Annotated in this window: 13 protein-coding genes and 1 pseudogene; 10 read left to right on the top strand and 4 right to left on the bottom strand. The window is 62.1% G+C overall.

Going from position 1 to position 14,813, the window contains the following annotated elements:
- Positions 1 to 111: 111 nt before the first annotated feature.
- Entirely contained in the window at positions 112 to 771 is a 660-nt protein-coding gene (gene elbB / locus ABE456_RS17180; protein ID WP_346644977.1) for an isoprenoid biosynthesis glyoxalase ElbB, read from the bottom strand.
- A 112-nt stretch (positions 772 to 883) separates the two neighbouring features.
- Here elbB and ABE456_RS17175 point away from each other — a divergent pair.
- Positions 884 to 1,510: pseudogene (locus tag ABE456_RS17175) on the top strand (sterol desaturase family protein); the annotation flags it as partial.
- A gap of 501 nt (positions 1,511 to 2,011) precedes the next feature.
- Here ABE456_RS17175 and ABE456_RS17170 read toward each other — a convergent pair.
- Positions 2,012 to 2,656, bottom strand: coding sequence for a DedA family protein (locus tag ABE456_RS17170; RefSeq protein ID WP_346644976.1), 645 nt, complete (start codon positions 2,654 to 2,656; stop codon positions 2,012 to 2,014).
- Positions 2,657 to 2,869: 213 nt separating this feature from the next.
- Between ABE456_RS17170 and ppk1 the strand changes: the two genes are divergently transcribed.
- Positions 2,870 to 5,128, top strand: coding sequence for a polyphosphate kinase 1 (gene ppk1, locus ABE456_RS17165; RefSeq protein ID WP_346644975.1), 2,259 nt, complete (start codon positions 2,870 to 2,872; stop codon positions 5,126 to 5,128).
- Here ppk1 and ppx read toward each other — a convergent pair.
- On the bottom strand, positions 5,115 to 6,617 hold the full coding sequence (gene ppx / locus ABE456_RS17160) for an exopolyphosphatase (protein ID WP_346644974.1): 1,503 nt from the start codon (positions 6,615 to 6,617) through the stop codon (positions 5,115 to 5,117). The genes ppk1 and ppx overlap by 14 nt on opposite strands.
- Positions 6,618 to 6,874: 257 nt before the next feature.
- Here ppx and trxA point away from each other — a divergent pair, with 257 nt between their 5' ends.
- The 7 genes from trxA to ABE456_RS17125 all read left to right on the top strand — a co-directional run bounded on the left by trxA (position 6,875) and on the right by ABE456_RS17125 (position 13,192).
- The gene (gene trxA, locus ABE456_RS17155) at positions 6,875 to 7,201 is read left to right on the top strand and encodes a thioredoxin TrxA (RefSeq protein ID WP_012274768.1); all 327 of its coding nucleotides are present in this window, start codon (positions 6,875 to 6,877) and stop codon (positions 7,199 to 7,201) included.
- A gap of 327 nt (positions 7,202 to 7,528) precedes the next feature.
- Complete coding sequence (gene rho / locus ABE456_RS17150) at positions 7,529 to 8,788, top strand: transcription termination factor Rho (protein ID WP_003253661.1); 1,260 nt, start codon at positions 7,529 to 7,531, stop codon at positions 8,786 to 8,788.
- A 210-nt stretch (positions 8,789 to 8,998) separates the two neighbouring features.
- Positions 8,999 to 9,319, top strand: a complete 321-nt coding sequence (locus ABE456_RS17145; RefSeq protein WP_346644973.1) for a type II toxin-antitoxin system RelE/ParE family toxin — start codon at positions 8,999 to 9,001, stop codon at positions 9,317 to 9,319.
- The gene (locus tag ABE456_RS17140) at positions 9,316 to 9,630 is read left to right on the top strand and encodes an addiction module antidote protein (protein ID WP_346644972.1); all 315 of its coding nucleotides are present in this window, start codon (positions 9,316 to 9,318) and stop codon (positions 9,628 to 9,630) included. The genes ABE456_RS17145 and ABE456_RS17140 overlap by 4 nt, the downstream gene beginning before the upstream one ends.
- Positions 9,631 to 9,860: 230 nt before the next feature.
- Complete coding sequence (gene ubiD / locus ABE456_RS17135; protein WP_016489755.1) at positions 9,861 to 11,327, top strand: 4-hydroxy-3-polyprenylbenzoate decarboxylase; 1,467 nt, start codon at positions 9,861 to 9,863, stop codon at positions 11,325 to 11,327.
- The gene (locus ABE456_RS17130; protein ID WP_346644971.1) at positions 11,327 to 12,295 is read left to right on the top strand and encodes a CDP-6-deoxy-delta-3,4-glucoseen reductase; all 969 of its coding nucleotides are present in this window, start codon (positions 11,327 to 11,329) and stop codon (positions 12,293 to 12,295) included. The genes ubiD and ABE456_RS17130 overlap by 1 nt, the downstream gene beginning before the upstream one ends.
- Positions 12,296 to 12,541: 246 nt before the next feature.
- On the top strand, positions 12,542 to 13,192 hold the full coding sequence (locus ABE456_RS17125) for a gamma-glutamylcyclotransferase (protein ID WP_346644970.1): 651 nt from the start codon (positions 12,542 to 12,544) through the stop codon (positions 13,190 to 13,192).
- Positions 13,193 to 13,221: 29 nt separating this feature from the next.
- Here ABE456_RS17125 and ABE456_RS17120 read toward each other — a convergent pair whose 3' ends face one another.
- Positions 13,222 to 14,199, bottom strand: coding sequence for an NADPH:quinone oxidoreductase family protein (locus ABE456_RS17120; RefSeq protein WP_346644969.1), 978 nt, complete (start codon positions 14,197 to 14,199; stop codon positions 13,222 to 13,224).
- Between the two features lie 169 nt (positions 14,200 to 14,368).
- Between ABE456_RS17120 and ABE456_RS17115 the strand changes: the two genes are divergently transcribed.
- A complete protein-coding gene (locus ABE456_RS17115; RefSeq protein ID WP_346644968.1) occupies positions 14,369 to 14,773 on the top strand; it encodes a flagellar basal body-associated protein FliL in 405 nt (134 codons plus the stop codon).
- Positions 14,774 to 14,813: the final 40 nt, after the last annotated feature.

Genomic DNA, 14,813 nt, shown 5'->3' with positions numbered 1-14,813 from the left:
ATTTATGCGGCAAAGCTGCTATCCCGGGGCCGCTCTGCGGCCCTATCGCGACACAAGGCCGCTCCCACAGGGGACCGCGCCAGATTCTGGATATTGTGTAAGCCTGGGGGCTTATTCGTGAGTCAGCTCCAGCACCCGGTCCACCAGCTTGTAGATCCCGCCAGCCGCTTCGCTGATCGACTTGGCTTCCATGTACGCCGGGGTAGTCACCAGCTTGCGCTGGGTATCTTCGACAATATCGTGCACATCGCACTGTTCATGGGTGCCACCCATCTTCACCACGGCCGCCGCGGTGCCCGCGTCAGTACCAATCGTGCAGACCACGCCCGGCCCGTAGATCTTCGCCGCCAGCGCTGGCGAGATGCAGATCAGGCCTACCGGCTTGCAGGCGTCGGCAAAGGCTTCGGCCAAGGCCAGCACGTCCGGGTGGACGCTGCAGTTGGCGCCTTCCACGGCAAAGTTGGACAGGTTCTTCGCCGCCCCGAAGCCACCCGGCACGATCAATGCGTCGAAGTCTTCGGCCTTGGCCTCGCGGATGTCCTTGACCTCGCCGCGGGCAATACGCGCCGATTCCACCAGCACATTGCGCGACTCGGGCATCTCCTCGCCGGTCAGGTGGTTGATGACATGCATCTGCGCAATGTTCGGCGCGAAGCACTGCACCTGCGCACCGCGCTGGTCGAGGCGCAGCAGGGTGATCACGCTTTCGTGGATTTCGGCGCCGTCATATACGCCACAGCCGGAAAGAATCACCGCTACTTTTTTTGTCATGCTTTTTACTCCAGTGTCGAGGCGCTAAATGTCCTCTAGTTTGGCAGATGTCGCCATAGGGATTCCTGCGAGTGCGTCCTAATCTTGGCAAGTAGCCCCTGAGATCGTGCCCATGGACCTGATACTGCTGGCTGTGCCGTTCTTCTTCGTGCTGATCGCCGTCGAGCTGGTGGCCGACCGTGTGCGTGGCCAGCGCAACTTCACCCTGGCCGACTCGATCAACAGCCTGAGCACCGGCGCGTTGTCGACCAGTACCGGGTTGCTGACCAAAGGCGTGGGGCTGGTCAGCTATGCGCTGGCCTTCGAGCACCTGGCGCTTGTGCGCCTGCCGGCACACGCGTGGTGGGTGTGGCTGTTGGCCTTTGTCCTGTACGACTTCTGCTATTACTGGCTGCACCGCCTCGGCCATGAGCGCAACGTGCTGTGGGCTGCGCATTCGGTGCATCACCAAAGCGAGGAGTACAACCTCACCACCGCGTTGCGCCAGACCAGTAGCGGCTTCATCTTCTCGTGGCTCTTCTACCTGCCACTGGCGTTGGTCGGCGTGCCACCACTGGTGTTCATCACCGTGGCCTCGCTCAACCTGCTGTACCAGTTCTGGGTGCATACCCGGCACATTCCCAAGCTCGGTTGGCTCGAGTGGGTGTTGATCACGCCATCCAACCATCGCGTCCACCATGCGCAAAACCCTGCTTACTTGGATCGCAATTACGGCGGCGTGTTCATTCTCTGGGACCGCCTGTTCGGCACCTTCAAGGAGGAAGACCCGGCTGTGCCGGTAGTGTTCGGGGTGACCACGCCGCTGGCCAGCTGGAACCCGCTGTGGGCCAACCTGCAGTTCTATGCCCAGCTCTGGCACGATGCCCGGCACACCGCCAGCCTGTGGGACAAGCTGCGTATCTGGTTCATGCCTACCGGCTGGCGCCCGGCCGATGTGGCTGCGCGCTACCCGCAGGCCAAGCAGGACTTGGCGCTGTTTCGCAAGTTCGAGGTTGCCCTGGGCCGCGCGCAGCAGGCCTACGTGGCGGCGCAATTCGTGGTTTACGTGGCCTTGGGCAGCTATTTGATGGACGTGGTCGAGCAGGTGCCGGCTGCCGCGCTGGTGCTCGGCTGGTCGCTGATGGCGTTTGGCTTGTTCGTGCTGGGCGCGCTGCTGGAGAACCGGCCCTGGGCGGTGCGCCTGGAGCTGGTGCGGCTGTTGTTGAATGCGCCGGCGCTGTACCTGGCCGGCGCCTTGGGCTTAGCGGTGGTCGCGCCGCTGGCGTGGTTCCTGTTCGTGGCTTACAGCCTGCTCAGCCTCTGGGGCCTGGGCCTCGCCCGCCGCCTTGCGCTCCGCACGCAGGGTGCGGAAGCGCCGGCGCAGCCACAGCAGGCCGCCCAGCGCCAACAGGCCGCCGAGCACCCATAGCTCGTAGCGCTTCACGTTGCCCAGCAGGCCTTCGAGGATGGCGCCGAAGTGATAGGCAGCCGCACCCAGGGCAATTGCCCAGATCGCTGCACCAATGCCGTTCAGCAGCAGGTAGCGGCGTGGCGGGTAGCCCGACAGGCCAATCGCCACCGGCATGACCGTGCGCAGGCCATAGACAAAGCGGAAACTCAGCACCCAGATGTCGGGGTGGCGGCGGATGTGATCCAGCGCCCGGTCACCCATCGCCTGCCAGCGCGGCTTGCGCGCCAAAATCCTGCGCCCGTGGCGACGGCCCATGAAGTACCACAACTGGTCGCCGGCGTAGCTGCCGAAGAACGCCACCAGGCACACCAGCTTGATGTCCATGTAACCGCGGAATGCAAGGAATCCCGCAAGCACCAGGATGGTCTCGCCTTCAAAGAAGGTGCCTAGAAAAAGGGCGAAGTAGCCGAAATCCTGCAGGAATTGTTGAAGCATTTTCTGAGGTGCTGGCGAAATGAACGCGCAGCCTACCCCTTCGCGCGCATTCGTGAAAGTGTCCAAATGTGTCTCGACGTGAACAATTCCTACACGGACAATGCCGGGAGCCACGCGCCATGGCTTGCACTGGCGTGTAACACAGGCGTCATAATGGGCGCTTATCTTGCCGCTCAATAGATGATAGGGCGTTAACGTCCTCAGGAACGCCAGATGAATAATGAAGTGCTAAGCCCTGTCGCGATCAAGGATGCTCAGGAGCTCCCCGAAGAGATGGTGCAAACCCCGCCAGACCTGCCGCCTCCGGCCCCGGAAGCTGTTGCGGAGCCTGCAGTGGAACTGGTGGCCGAGCCTGTAGCTCCGGCCCCGGCACCTGCCCCGGCCATCAACGTTCCAGGTCTCGACGACAGCAGCCTGTACATTCATCGCGAACTCTCGCAGCTGCAGTTCAACATCCGCGTGCTGGAACAGGCGCTGGACGAGAACTACCCGTTGCTCGAACGCCTCAAGTTCCTGTTGATCTTCTCCAGCAACCTCGACGAGTTCTTCGAAATCCGCGTCGCAGGCCTGAAGAAGCAGATCAATTTCGCCCGTGAACAGGCCGGTGCCGACGGTCTGCAGCCGCACCAGGCGCTGGCACGCATCAGCGAGCTGGTGCACTTCGAGGTGGAGCGCCAGTACGCGATCCTCAACGATGTGCTGCTGCCGGAGCTGGAAAAGCACCAGATCCGCTTCATCCGCCGCCGTTACTGGACGCCCAAGCTCAAGACCTGGGTACGCCGCTACTTCCGCGACGAAATTGCCCCGATCATCACCCCGATCGGCCTCGACCCGACTCACCCGTTCCCATTGCTGGTGAACAAGAGCCTCAACTTCATCGTCGAGCTTGAAGGTGTCGACGCCTTCGGCCGCGATTCGGGCCTTGCGATCATCCCGGCCCCGCGCCTGCTGCCGCGGGTCATCCGCGTGCCGGAAGAGGTAGGTGGCCCGGGCGCCAACTACGTGTTCCTGTCGTCGATGATCCACGCGCACGCCGACGACCTGTTCCAGGGCATGAAGGTAAAGGGCTGCTATCAGTTCCGCCTGACCCGCAACGCCGACCTGGCGCTGGACTCCGAAGAGGTCGACGACCTGGCCCGCGCCTTGCGTGGCGAGCTGTTCTCGCGCCGCTACGGCGACGCCGTGCGCCTGGAAGTGGCCGATACTTGCCCGAAACACCTGTCGGACTACCTGCTCAAGCAGTTCAGCCTCAGCGAAAGCGAGCTGTACCAGGTCAACGGCCCGGTCAACCTCACCCGCCTGTTCAGCATCACCGGCCTGGACAGCCACCCTGAGCTGCAGTACACGCCGTTCACCCCGGCGATCCCCAAGCTGCTGCAAAACGCCGACAACATCTTCAGTGTGATCAGTAAGCAGGACATCCTGCTGATGCACCCGTTCGAGTCCTTCACCCCGGTTGTAGACCTGCTGCGCCAAGCCGCCAAGGACCCGCACGTGCTCGCCGTGCGCCAGACCCTGTACCGCTCCGGGGCCAACTCGGAAATCGTCGACGCCCTGGTGGACGCGGCGCGTAACGGCAAGGAGGTCACTGCGGTGATCGAGTTGCGTGCGCGTTTCGACGAAGAGTCCAACCTGCAGATGGCCAGCCGCCTGCAAGCGGCGGGTGCGGTGGTGATCTACGGCGTGGTCGGTTTCAAGACCCACGCCAAGATGATGCTGATCTTGCGCCGCGAGCAGGGCGAGATCGTGCGTTATGCGCACCTGGGTACCGGTAACTACCACGCCGGCAACGCCCGCCTGTACACCGACTACAGCCTGCTGACCTCAGACGACGCCCTTACCGAGGACGTCGGCAAGCTGTTCAGCCAGCTGATCGGCATGGGCAAGACCCTGCGCATGAAGAAGCTGCTGCACGCGCCGTTCACCCTGAAAAAGGGCATGCTCGACATGATCGCGCGGGAAACCCAGTTTGCCCTCGAAGGCAAGCCGGCGCACATCATCGCCAAGTTCAACTCGCTGACCGACGCCAAGGTCATCAAGGCGCTGTACAAGGCCAGCCAGTCGGGCGTGAAGATCGACCTGGTGGTGCGTGGCATGTGCTGCCTGCGCCCAGGCATTCCGGGGGTTTCGCACAACATCCAGGTGCGCTCGATCATCGGCCGCTTCCTTGAGCACACGCGGGTGTTCTACTTCCTCAATGGCGGCGAAGAGCAGATCTACCTGTCCAGTGCCGACTGGATGGAGCGCAACCTCGACAAGCGCGTCGAAACTTGCTTCCCGGTGGAGGGCAAGAAGCTGTTGCTGCGGGTGAAGAAGGAGCTGGAAGGCTACCTGACCGACAACACCCACGCCTGGACCTTGCAGCCAGACGGGCGCTACGTGCGCAGCACCCCGACCGGCAACCAGAACCCGCGCAGTGCCCAGGCGACCCTGCTGGAGCGCCTGAGCAACCCGGTCCTCAACGTACGCTGAGGACGAAGCCGACCCGGGCCAGCCACTCCGCCTCGTTGGCGAAGTCGGCCTGGGTCAGCTGGTTCTGCTCCAGCCAGCCTTCAGGGAAGGCTACATCCAGGCTGTCATCGGCAGCTTTCAGTTCTACCTTCGGCATCTGCTGGTTGCCACGGATGTGGTGGAACAGGATGGCGAAGCGCAGCAACACGCACAGGCGCAGCAGCTTGATGCCTTCTTCACCCAGTTCGGCGAACTTGTCCTTGGGGATGTTGCGGCGGTGGCCGCGCACCAGCAAGGCCATCATCTGCTGGTCCTCGCGGGAGAAGCCCGACAGGTCGGAGTGCTCGATCAGGTAGGCGCCATGCTTGTGGTAGTGGTAGTGGGCGATATCCATGCCGATTTCGTGCACTTTCGCCGCCCAGCCCAGCAGATCGCGCCAGTTTCCATCTTTAAGCTGCCAGGTCTCGGCCACTTGGTCGAAGGCGTGCAGGGCCTTGCGCTCGACGCGCGCGGCCTGCCCCTGATCGACGTGGTAGCGCTCCATCAGCGAGTTCAGGGTACGTTCGCGCACGTCTTCGTGGTGGTGGCGGCCCAGCAGGTCGAACAGCACGCCTTCACGCAGGGCGCCGTCGCAGTGGTCCATGCGTTGCAGTTCCAGGGCGTCGAAGATCGCTTCGAGAATCGCCAGGCCCGCCGGGAAGATGGTACGGCGGTCCGGTTTGACCCCGTCGAAGTCGATCTTGTCGACCTCACCCAGCTTGAACAGCTTGCGCTTGACCCAGTTCAGGCCTTCGGCGTTGACCTCGCCATTGCCCAGGCCACCGGCCTTGATGGCGGCGCCGATGGCGCGGATGGTGCCGGACGAGCCGATGGCCTCGTCCCAGGTCAGGCGGTGCAGGGCATTCTCGATGCTCATCAGCTCCAGGCGTGCGGCGGTATAGGCCTGGGCGTAGCGGGCCGGGGTGATCTTGCCGTCGCGGAAATAGCGTTGGGTGAAGCTGACGCAGCCCATCTGCAGGCTTTCGCGCAGCAGCGGCTCGAAGCGCTGGCCGATGATGAACTCGGTACTGCCGCCGCCGATGTCGGCGACCAGGCGCTTGCCGGGGGTGTCGGCCAGGGTGTGCGACACGCCCAGGTAGATCAGGCGCGCTTCTTCACGGCCGGAGATGACCTCGACCGGGTGGCCGAGGATGGCTTCGGCGCGCTGGATGAATTCGTTGCGGTTGCGCGCTTCGCGCAATGCGTTGGTACCGACGATGCGCACGGAGCCTGCCGGCATGCCGTTGATCAGTTGAGAAAAGCGCTTGAGGCAATCCAGGCCTCGCTCCATTGCCTCTTCACTGAGTTTGCGTTCTTCGTCGATGCCAGCGGCCAGCTGAACCTTCTCCCCAAGCCGCTCGAGAATGCGGATTTCGGTATGGTGGGCCTTGGCCACGACCATGTGGAAACTGTTGGAGCCAAGGTCGATGGCGGCGATCAGGGACAGGTTCTTCGCGATGGTATGCGGCATGATCTGGAGGTTCTCGGTCGTTTACCTGGCAATCGTGCCACGATAGCAGGCTGTCGCCAACGCGTGGCACGCAAGCCATTGAGCTGGCCTTGATACAAGGCAATGTGCCATTCGATGCTATGACACTTGTGTGACAGTTTCGATTCGCGGCCTCTTGCACAACTATAGTTACACTCAATCGTCGGCGGCTTCCTGTAGAGGGCGGGGGCGGCTATGATGGGCAACGTTTTTTATTGCTTACGACCTTGGAGATTTCCATGAGCGACAAAATCAAACACGTCACCGACGCCAGCTTCGAAGCCGACGTACTGCAGGCTCAAGGCCCGGTGCTGGTCGACTACTGGGCTGAATGGTGTGGCCCATGCAAGATGATCGCTCCGGTCCTGGACGACATCGCTGCCACCTACGAGGGCAAACTGACCGTCGCCAAGCTGAACATCGACGAGAACCAGGAAACCCCGGCCAAGCACGGCGTGCGTGGCATCCCGACGCTGATGCTGTTCAAGAACGGCAACGTCGAAGCGACCAAGGTTGGCGCACTGTCGAAATCGCAGCTGGCCGCGTTCCTCGACGCCCACCTGTGATGTAAAAAGCCCCGCAAATGCGGGGCTTTTTTTTGCCCGAAGGGCCTGTGGGAGCGGGTTTGCCCGCGAATTCGATATTGAACCCACTGCAGCCTTCGCGGGTAAACCCGCTCCCACAGGGCACGATTTACCCGGCCAAAACCACTAGACGTCGAAAAAAGCAAGTGTTACATTCGGCCTCGCACTGCTTCTCCAGTGCCCTCTACACGCCGTCGCCGAAGCATCCCTAATTCGAATCAGTACGCGATCTTGTCGCCATCTAGCGGCGCGGCCTCATTAAGCCAGTAGCTTAATTCTCCCTTCTTACATGATTACGTCACTCCCCTTATGAACCTGACTGAACTCAAGCAAAAGCCGATTACCGATCTTTTGGAAATGGCCGAACAGATGGGCATCGAAAACATGGCCCGTTCGCGCAAACAGGACGTGATTTTCGCCCTGCTGAAGAAGCACGCGAAAAGCGGCGAAGAGATCTCGGGTGACGGCGTGCTGGAGATTCTCCAGGATGGTTTCGGTTTCCTGCGTTCGGCTGATGCGTCCTACCTGGCCGGCCCTGACGATATCTACGTCTCGCCTAGCCAGATCCGCCGCTTCAACCTGCGTACCGGCGACACCATCGTCGGCAAGATCCGCCCGCCGAAGGAAGGGGAGCGTTACTTCGCCCTGCTGAAGGTCGACACCATCAACTTCGACCGCCCGGAAAACGCGAAGAACAAGATCCTCTTCGAAAACCTGACGCCGCTGTTCCCGAACAAGCGCCTGAAGATGGAGGCCGGTAACGGCTCCACCGAAGACTTGACCGGCCGCGTCATCGACCTGTGCGCCCCGATCGGCAAAGGCCAGCGTGGCCTGATCGTCGCTCCGCCGAAAGCCGGTAAGACGATCATGCTGCAGAACATCGCGGCCAACATCACCCGCAACAACCCCGAGTGCCACCTGATCGTCCTGCTGATCGACGAGCGCCCGGAAGAAGTGACCGAAATGCAGCGCACCGTGCGCGGCGAAGTGGTTGCCTCCACCTTCGACGAGCCGCCAACCCGCCACGTGCAGGTTGCCGAGATGGTGATCGAGAAGGCCAAGCGCCTGGTCGAGCACAAGAAGGACGTGGTCATCCTGCTGGACTCCATCACCCGTCTGGCGCGTGCCTACAACACCGTCATCCCAAGCTCCGGCAAGGTGCTGACCGGTGGTGTCGACGCCCACGCCCTGGAGAAGCCGAAACGCTTCTTCGGTGCCGCGCGTAACATCGAGGAAGGCGGTTCGCTGACCATCATCGCCACCGCGCTGGTCGAAACCGGCTCGAAGATGGACGAAGTGATCTACGAAGAGTTCAAGGGCACCGGCAACATGGAGCTGCCGCTGGACCGCCGCATCGCCGAGAAGCGTGTGTTCCCGGCCATCAACATCAACCGTTCCGGTACCCGCCGCGAAGAGCTGCTGACCGCCGACGACGAACTGCAGCGCATGTGGATCCTGCGCAAGCTGCTGCACCCGATGGACGAAATCGCCGCCATCGAGTTCCTGGTCGACAAGCTCAAGCAGACCAAGACCAACGACGAGTTCTTCCTGTCGATGAAGCGCAAGTAAGCTTCGATCGATCAAGCAAAAAGCCGGGGAAACCCGGCTTTTTGCTGTTTGTCACAAAAGACTGTTCGCCAGCACCCTGAATGCAGGCCACCATGCTGCCTGCGGGTTGCCATGCCTCCCAAGGCACTTTGCCTCCCTCCAAGAGCCAGCTCGCATAGCCGGCTGGCTAAAAAGCCGACACGGAATTGTCTCTTTTAAGGTACATTATGGATGTACGCAGTTCATCACGTTCTATCCGCCAATGGCGTGGATCTCTACCAGGCATGGTTGGACACCATTCGCGACACAAGGGTTAAGGCACGAATCACTACAAGGCTCGACCGGGCAGCGCAGGGCCATTTTGGCCTAACCGAGCCAGTGGGTGATGGCGTGTTCGAGATGAAACTGGACTTCGGGCCAGGCTACCGCATCTATTACGCCACCGTTGGGCGGAGGATTATTTTCCTGCTCGGTGGTGGTTCGAAAGACCGGCAGCAGGCCGATATTGATCAAGCCAGATCACTTTGGCGCAGGCACAAGGTAAAGCTATGACCGGCACACGTCCCCATGAAGAAAGTGTTCTCGAAATGCTCCGCAACGACGAATCCTTCGCCATCGATTATCTCGCCGTGGCGCTTGAGGAGATCGATGAGCCTGGTGGCGCTGCAGGGTTTCTGACGGCGGTTCGGCGTGTGGCTGAAGCGCGCGGCGGCATGGGCAACCTTTCTCAGGCTACCGGGCTTGCTCGTCCCAACCTTTATCGGGCGTTGGCAGCGGACGGCGACCCAAAGTTGTCGACTGTGCTGAAGGTGCTGCAAGCGCTTGGCATCGGGCTGTCGAAGGTGGTTTCACATAATCGGTGAAGCGCAAGCAAGCCTCTACATCAGGTAATGATTGGGGCTGCTTCGCAGCCCATCGCCGGCAAGCCAGCTCCCACAGGTACTGCATAGCTTTCGAGGCTTGTGTCGAACCTGTGGGAGCTGGCTTGCCGGCGATGGAGCGCGAAGCGGCCCCAAGTCATATTTGGCCATTGGGCACCGAACGGCGCTACACTCTGCACCCCCGACCGATACGGCCAACACGAGGCTCCTGCATGCAGTATCGCGACTTGCGCGACTTCATCCGTGGCCTGGAACAGCGCGGCGAGCTCAAGCGCATCCAGGTTCCGATCTCCCCCGTTCTGGAAATGACCGAGGTCTGCGACCGCACCTTGCGTGCCAAAGGCCCGGCATTGCTGTTCGAAAAGCCCACCGGCTTTGACATCCCGGTGCTCGGCAACCTGTTCGGCACCCCGGAGCGCGTGGCCATGGGCATGGGCGCGGAGTCGGTCGATGAACTGCGCGAAATCGGCAAGCTGCTGGCCTTCCTCAAGGAACCCGAGCCGCCGAAGGGCCTGAAGGATGCCTGGTCGAAGCTGCCGATCTTCAAGAAAGTCGTGTCGATGGCGCCAAAAGTGGTCAAGGACGCGGTGTGCCAGGAAGTGGTGGTCGAGGGTGACGATGTCGACCTCGGCGCACTGCCGATCCAGCACTGCTGGCCGGGCGACGTGGCGCCGCTGATCACCTGGGGCCTTACCGTGACTCGCGGCCCGAACAAGGACCGCCAGAACCTGGGCATCTACCGCCAGCAGGTAATCGGCCGCAACAAGGTCATCATGCGTTGGCTCAGCCACCGTGGCGGTGCCCTCGACTACCGCGAGTGGTGCGAGAAGAACCCCGGCCAGCCGTTCCCGGTAGCCGTGGCCCTGGGCGCCGACCCAGCGACCATCCTGGGTGCCGTGACCCCGGTACCGGATACCCTCTCCGAATACGCCTTTGCCGGCCTGCTGCGTGGCAACCGTACCGAGCTGGTCAAGTGCCGTGGCAGCAACCTGCAGGTGCCTGCCACCGCCGAAATCATCCTGGAAGGCGTGATCCACCCGGGCGAAATGGCCCCGGAAGGCCCGTACGGCGACCACACCGGCTATTACAACGAAGTGGACAGCTTCCCGGTGTTCACCGTCGAGCGCATCACCCACCGGCAAAAGCCGATCTACCACAGCACCTACACCGGCCGCCCGCCAGATGAGCCGGCCATTCTCGGTGTGGCGCTGAACGAAGTGTTCGTGCCGATCCTGCAGAAGCAGTTCCCGGAAATCACCGACTTCTACCTGCCGCCAGAAGGCTGCTCGTACCGCATGGCAGTGGTAACCATGAAGAAGCAGTACCCAGGCCACGCCAAGCGTGTGATGCTGGGTGTGTGGTCGTTCCTGCGACAGTTCATGTACACCAAGTTCGTTATTGTTACCGACGACGATATCAACGCCCGCGACTGGAACGATGTGATCTGGGCCATTACCACGCGCATGGACCCCAAGCGTGATACGGTGATGATCGACAACACCCCGATCGACTACCTCGACTTCGCGTCGCCGGTATCAGGGCTGGGGTCGAAGATGGGCCTGGATGCCACGCACAAGTGGCCGGGCGAGACTACACGCGAATGGGGACGGGTCATCGTCAAGGACGAAGCCGTCACCCGCCGTATCGATGAGCTGTGGGATCAGTTGGGAATAGATTGATGCAGGTAACGTTGCAGCCGTCCGGGGCGGTGCTGGCGCTCGAACCCGGGGAGCGGATCCTGGATGGAGCGCGGCGGTTGGGCTATGACTGCCCGAACAGCTGCCGCAATGGCAATTGCCATGTTTGCGCCGCGTTGTTGGTCGAAGGCCGGGTACGCCAGGGTGGTGAAGTCCGCGACCATGGCGAGTTGTTTACCTGTATTGCCGAACCGCTGGAGGACTGCGTGTTGCTCTGGGATGGTGTGCTCGCCCTGGGCGAGCTGCCGGTGCGCAAGCTGGCGTGCAGTGTCAGTGAGTGCGTCGAGGTCGGTGGCGACGTCTGGCGCGTGCGTTTGCGCGCGCCTGCCGGCAAGCCGCTGCGCTACCACGCCGGGCAATACCTGATGATCGAGCGTGAGGGCGGCAAGCAGGCGGCCTTCTCGCTGGCCTCCGCGCCGCATGCCGGACGCGAGCTGGAGCTGCATGTACTGGCGCGTGAGCCCAGTGCGCTGCAACTGATCGCGCAACTGCAGCGAGACCGCCTGGCGCGTATCGAAATGCCGTTTGGCGACACCCACCTGGCCGAGCTGCCCGACGGGCCGCTGGTGCTGATTGCCGCTGGCACCGGCATGGGCCAGATGCACAGCCTGGTCGAGCACTGTCGGGCTCAGGGTTTCAAGTACCCGGTACACCTGTACTGGGGCGTGCGCCGGCCCGAAGATTTCTACCAGATCGAACACTGGGACGAATGGCAGCGCCTGCCCAACCTGTTCCTGCACCAGGTGGTCAGCGACCTGTGCGGCTGGGAAGGCCGTTTCGGCATGCTGCATGAGGCGGTCTGTGAAGACATCGCCGACCTGAATACCGTGCATGTATATGCCAGCGGCTCGCCGAACATGATCTATGCCACCCTCGACGCCCTGGTCGAAGCGGGTATGGATGCGCACCGCATGCGTGCCGATGTATTTGCCTACGCCCCACGCGGCTAATAACCGAAGTTTGCAAACACGGGTATAAGGCGGTAATTGTTACCGCCTTGGCTAATAACTTTCACAGTTGCCGAAACAGTATTTCCCAATCGTCGGGACCGCGCATGAAACTCTGGTGCGAGGGCTTGAGTATTCCTGCAATTCTGTCCTATGGTTACTGCAAGCGCCCTTGGCGCAGCGGCCTTGGGCCGCACTGTAATCGAATTTCGCTACATCCGTAGTTTACAGGGATAATGGCGGCAGCTTATGTCGGCACTTGAAAGTATGTCCTGGGAAGTTTCATATCCTCCGGCACTCGACTTCGGTCAGCAACATACCCGCGAACAGTTGTTCAACTCCATGAAGACGACCATGTCTCGCCATCAGGGCGGGCCGGTGTGGCTGTTCGCCTATGGTTCGTTGATCTGGCGCCCGGAGTGCAATTCGGTGGAACGCCAGCGCGCGCGGGTACATGGTTATCACCGCGGCTTGTACTTGTGGTCACACGAGCACCGCGGCACCCCGGAAACCCCCGGGCTGGTGTTTGGCCTGGACCGCGGTGGATCCTGCAGTGGCTTTGCCTATCGGCTGGATGAAAGCAACCTGGACGATTCGCTGATGGCCCTTTGGCAACGCGAGATGCCATACCCGGCGTACCGGCCGCACTGGCTCAGCTGCCGGTTGGGCGATGGCAGCAAGGTGCAAGCCTTGGGCTTTGTGCTGGAGCGGCATTTGCCGTGCTATGCCGGCAACCTGCCGGATACCTTGCTCAGCCAGATCCTGGCCAGTGCCAAAGGGCGCTATGGCACCACGCGCGACTATGTCGAGCAGACCTTGCATGCCCTGCGCAGCCACCAGATGCCTGATCGCAACCTGGAGGCGCGGTTCAGGCGTTGCCATAACCTGCGTGAGGTTTGAGTTTTTGGGGCCGCTTTGCGGCCCCCAAATCAACGGGCCAGCACCACCAACTTACCCACAGCCTTCCGCTGCCCCAGTTGCTCAATGGCAGCCCCGGCCTCGGCCAGTGGATAAGTCTGCGACACCAGTGGCTTCAACTTGCCTTCGGCATGCCAGGCAAACAGCTGCCGGAAGTTGGCCGCATTGTCTTCCGGCTGACGCTGGGCAAACGCCCCCCAGAACACCCCCAGCACTGCCGCGCCCTTGAGCAGCACCAGGTTAGCCGCAAGCTTCGGGATGCTCCCGCTGGCAAAACCTACCACCAGCAGCCGGCCATTCCAGGCCAGCCCGCGCACCGCCTGCTCGAACAGCTCGCCGCCCACCGGGTCGTAGATCACGTCCACGCCCTGGCCGCCGGTCAGGCGCTTGATCTCGTCGCGCAGGCTGGTCTGGCTGTAGTCGATCAGCTCATCCGCCCCGGCCGCCTTGGCCACGGCCAGTTTCTCGGCGCTGCTGGCGGCCGCGATCACCCGCGCGCCCATGGCCTTGCCGATCTCTACCGCCGCCAGGCCGACCCCGCCGGATGCGCCCAGCACCAGCAAGGTTTCGCCTGCCTTCAGCTGGCCGCGCTGGCGCAGGGCGTGCATCGAGGTGCCATAGGTCATGCCGAAGGCTGCCGCAGTGGTGAAGTCCATGCTCGCCGGGATCGGCAGCACGTTGTAGAACGGCACCGCCACCTGCTCGGCGAACGCACCCCAGCCGGTGAGCGCCATGACACGGTCGCCGACTTTGAACGTGCCGGCCTTTTCCCCGACTGCGGCCACCACGCCCGCCGCTTCGCCACCGGGGGAGAACGGCAACGGTGGCTGGAACTGGTATTTGCCTTCGATGATCAGGGTATCGGGGAAGTTGACCCCGGCGGCCTGTACATCCAGCAGGATCTCGTTTTTCTTCGGGACCGGGTTGGCCACTTCTTCCAGCACCAGGTCGCGCGCCGGGCCCAGGGTTTTACACAACACAGCTTTCATCGGGGCTATTCCTTTGCGGGTAGTGGCCGATAAGTGTAGGGGGGCCGCCTGCCCGGTCAACGAGCATGGCCCGCCCTGATGTGCAGGCATAAGTGGCGGCACAAGCCCGGGCTTGGGTTTGTGCGGCATGCTGGGTAAGCTGGCGCCAACTGTATTGAGGAGCGAATTCGTGAAAGCGTGGATCTTGATGGTGCTGGCACTGCTGCTGCCGGCTGCGGCCATGGCCGAAGAAGCCAAGGAAGGGGCGCCCAAGGTCGCCTACATCAGCCTGACCCCGCCCTTTGTCGGCAACTATGCCCTCGACGGCGGCCCGCGGCTGCGCGTGTACAAGGCCGACGTGGCCCTGCGTGTAACCGGTGACGAAGCGGCCAAGGCGGTGCAGCACCACGAACCGCTGATCCGCAACCAGCTGGTGGCGCTGTTCACCCAGCAGTCGGTGGACAGCATGAGCAACGTCGAAGCCAAGGAGCACCTGCGCCAGGAGGCGCTGAAGCAGGTGCAGCAGGTGATGGAAGCGGAAGAGGGCAAGCCGATTGTAGAAGACCTGCTGTTCAACAACCTGATCGTGCAGTAACCCGCTCGTTCGAGTTAACGTGCTTCGGGTTTAATCTTCT

Source organism: Pseudomonas sp. TWI929 (genome assembly GCF_039673335.1).
In the GTDB taxonomy this organism is placed as follows: domain Bacteria; phylum Pseudomonadota; class Gammaproteobacteria; order Pseudomonadales; family Pseudomonadaceae; genus Aquipseudomonas.
Note: the sequence above shows the minus strand (reverse complement) of the source record. Positions and strands in the feature narration are given on the sequence as shown.

Bases quoted from the DNA above. Each gene is read 5' to 3' on its own strand.
- ubiD (WP_016489755.1), top strand. From the start codon at position 9,861: ATGCAGTATCGCGACTTGCGCGACTTCATCCGTGGCCTGGAACAGCGC.
- ABE456_RS17140 (WP_346644972.1), top strand. From the start codon at position 9,316: ATGACCGGCACACGTCCCCATGAAGAAAGTGTTCTCGAAATGCTCCGC.
- ABE456_RS17120 (WP_346644969.1), bottom strand. From the start codon at position 14,199: ATGAAAGCTGTGTTGTGTAAAACCCTGGGCCCGGCGCGCGACCTGGTG.
- rho (WP_003253661.1), top strand. From the start codon at position 7,529: ATGAACCTGACTGAACTCAAGCAAAAGCCGATTACCGATCTTTTGGAA.
- ppk1 (WP_346644975.1), top strand. From the start codon at position 2,870: ATGAATAATGAAGTGCTAAGCCCTGTCGCGATCAAGGATGCTCAGGAG.
- ppx (WP_346644974.1), bottom strand. From the start codon at position 6,617: ATGCCGCATACCATCGCGAAGAACCTGTCCCTGATCGCCGCCATCGAC.
- ABE456_RS17170 (WP_346644976.1), bottom strand. From the start codon at position 2,656: ATGCTTCAACAATTCCTGCAGGATTTCGGCTACTTCGCCCTTTTTCTA.
- ABE456_RS17145 (WP_346644973.1), top strand. From the start codon at position 8,999: ATGTACGCAGTTCATCACGTTCTATCCGCCAATGGCGTGGATCTCTAC.
- ABE456_RS17130 (WP_346644971.1), top strand. From the start codon at position 11,327: ATGCAGGTAACGTTGCAGCCGTCCGGGGCGGTGCTGGCGCTCGAACCC.
- elbB (WP_346644977.1), bottom strand. From the start codon at position 771: ATGACAAAAAAAGTAGCGGTGATTCTTTCCGGCTGTGGCGTATATGAC.
- ABE456_RS17125 (WP_346644970.1), top strand. From the start codon at position 12,542: ATGTCGGCACTTGAAAGTATGTCCTGGGAAGTTTCATATCCTCCGGCA.
- trxA (WP_012274768.1), top strand. From the start codon at position 6,875: ATGAGCGACAAAATCAAACACGTCACCGACGCCAGCTTCGAAGCCGAC.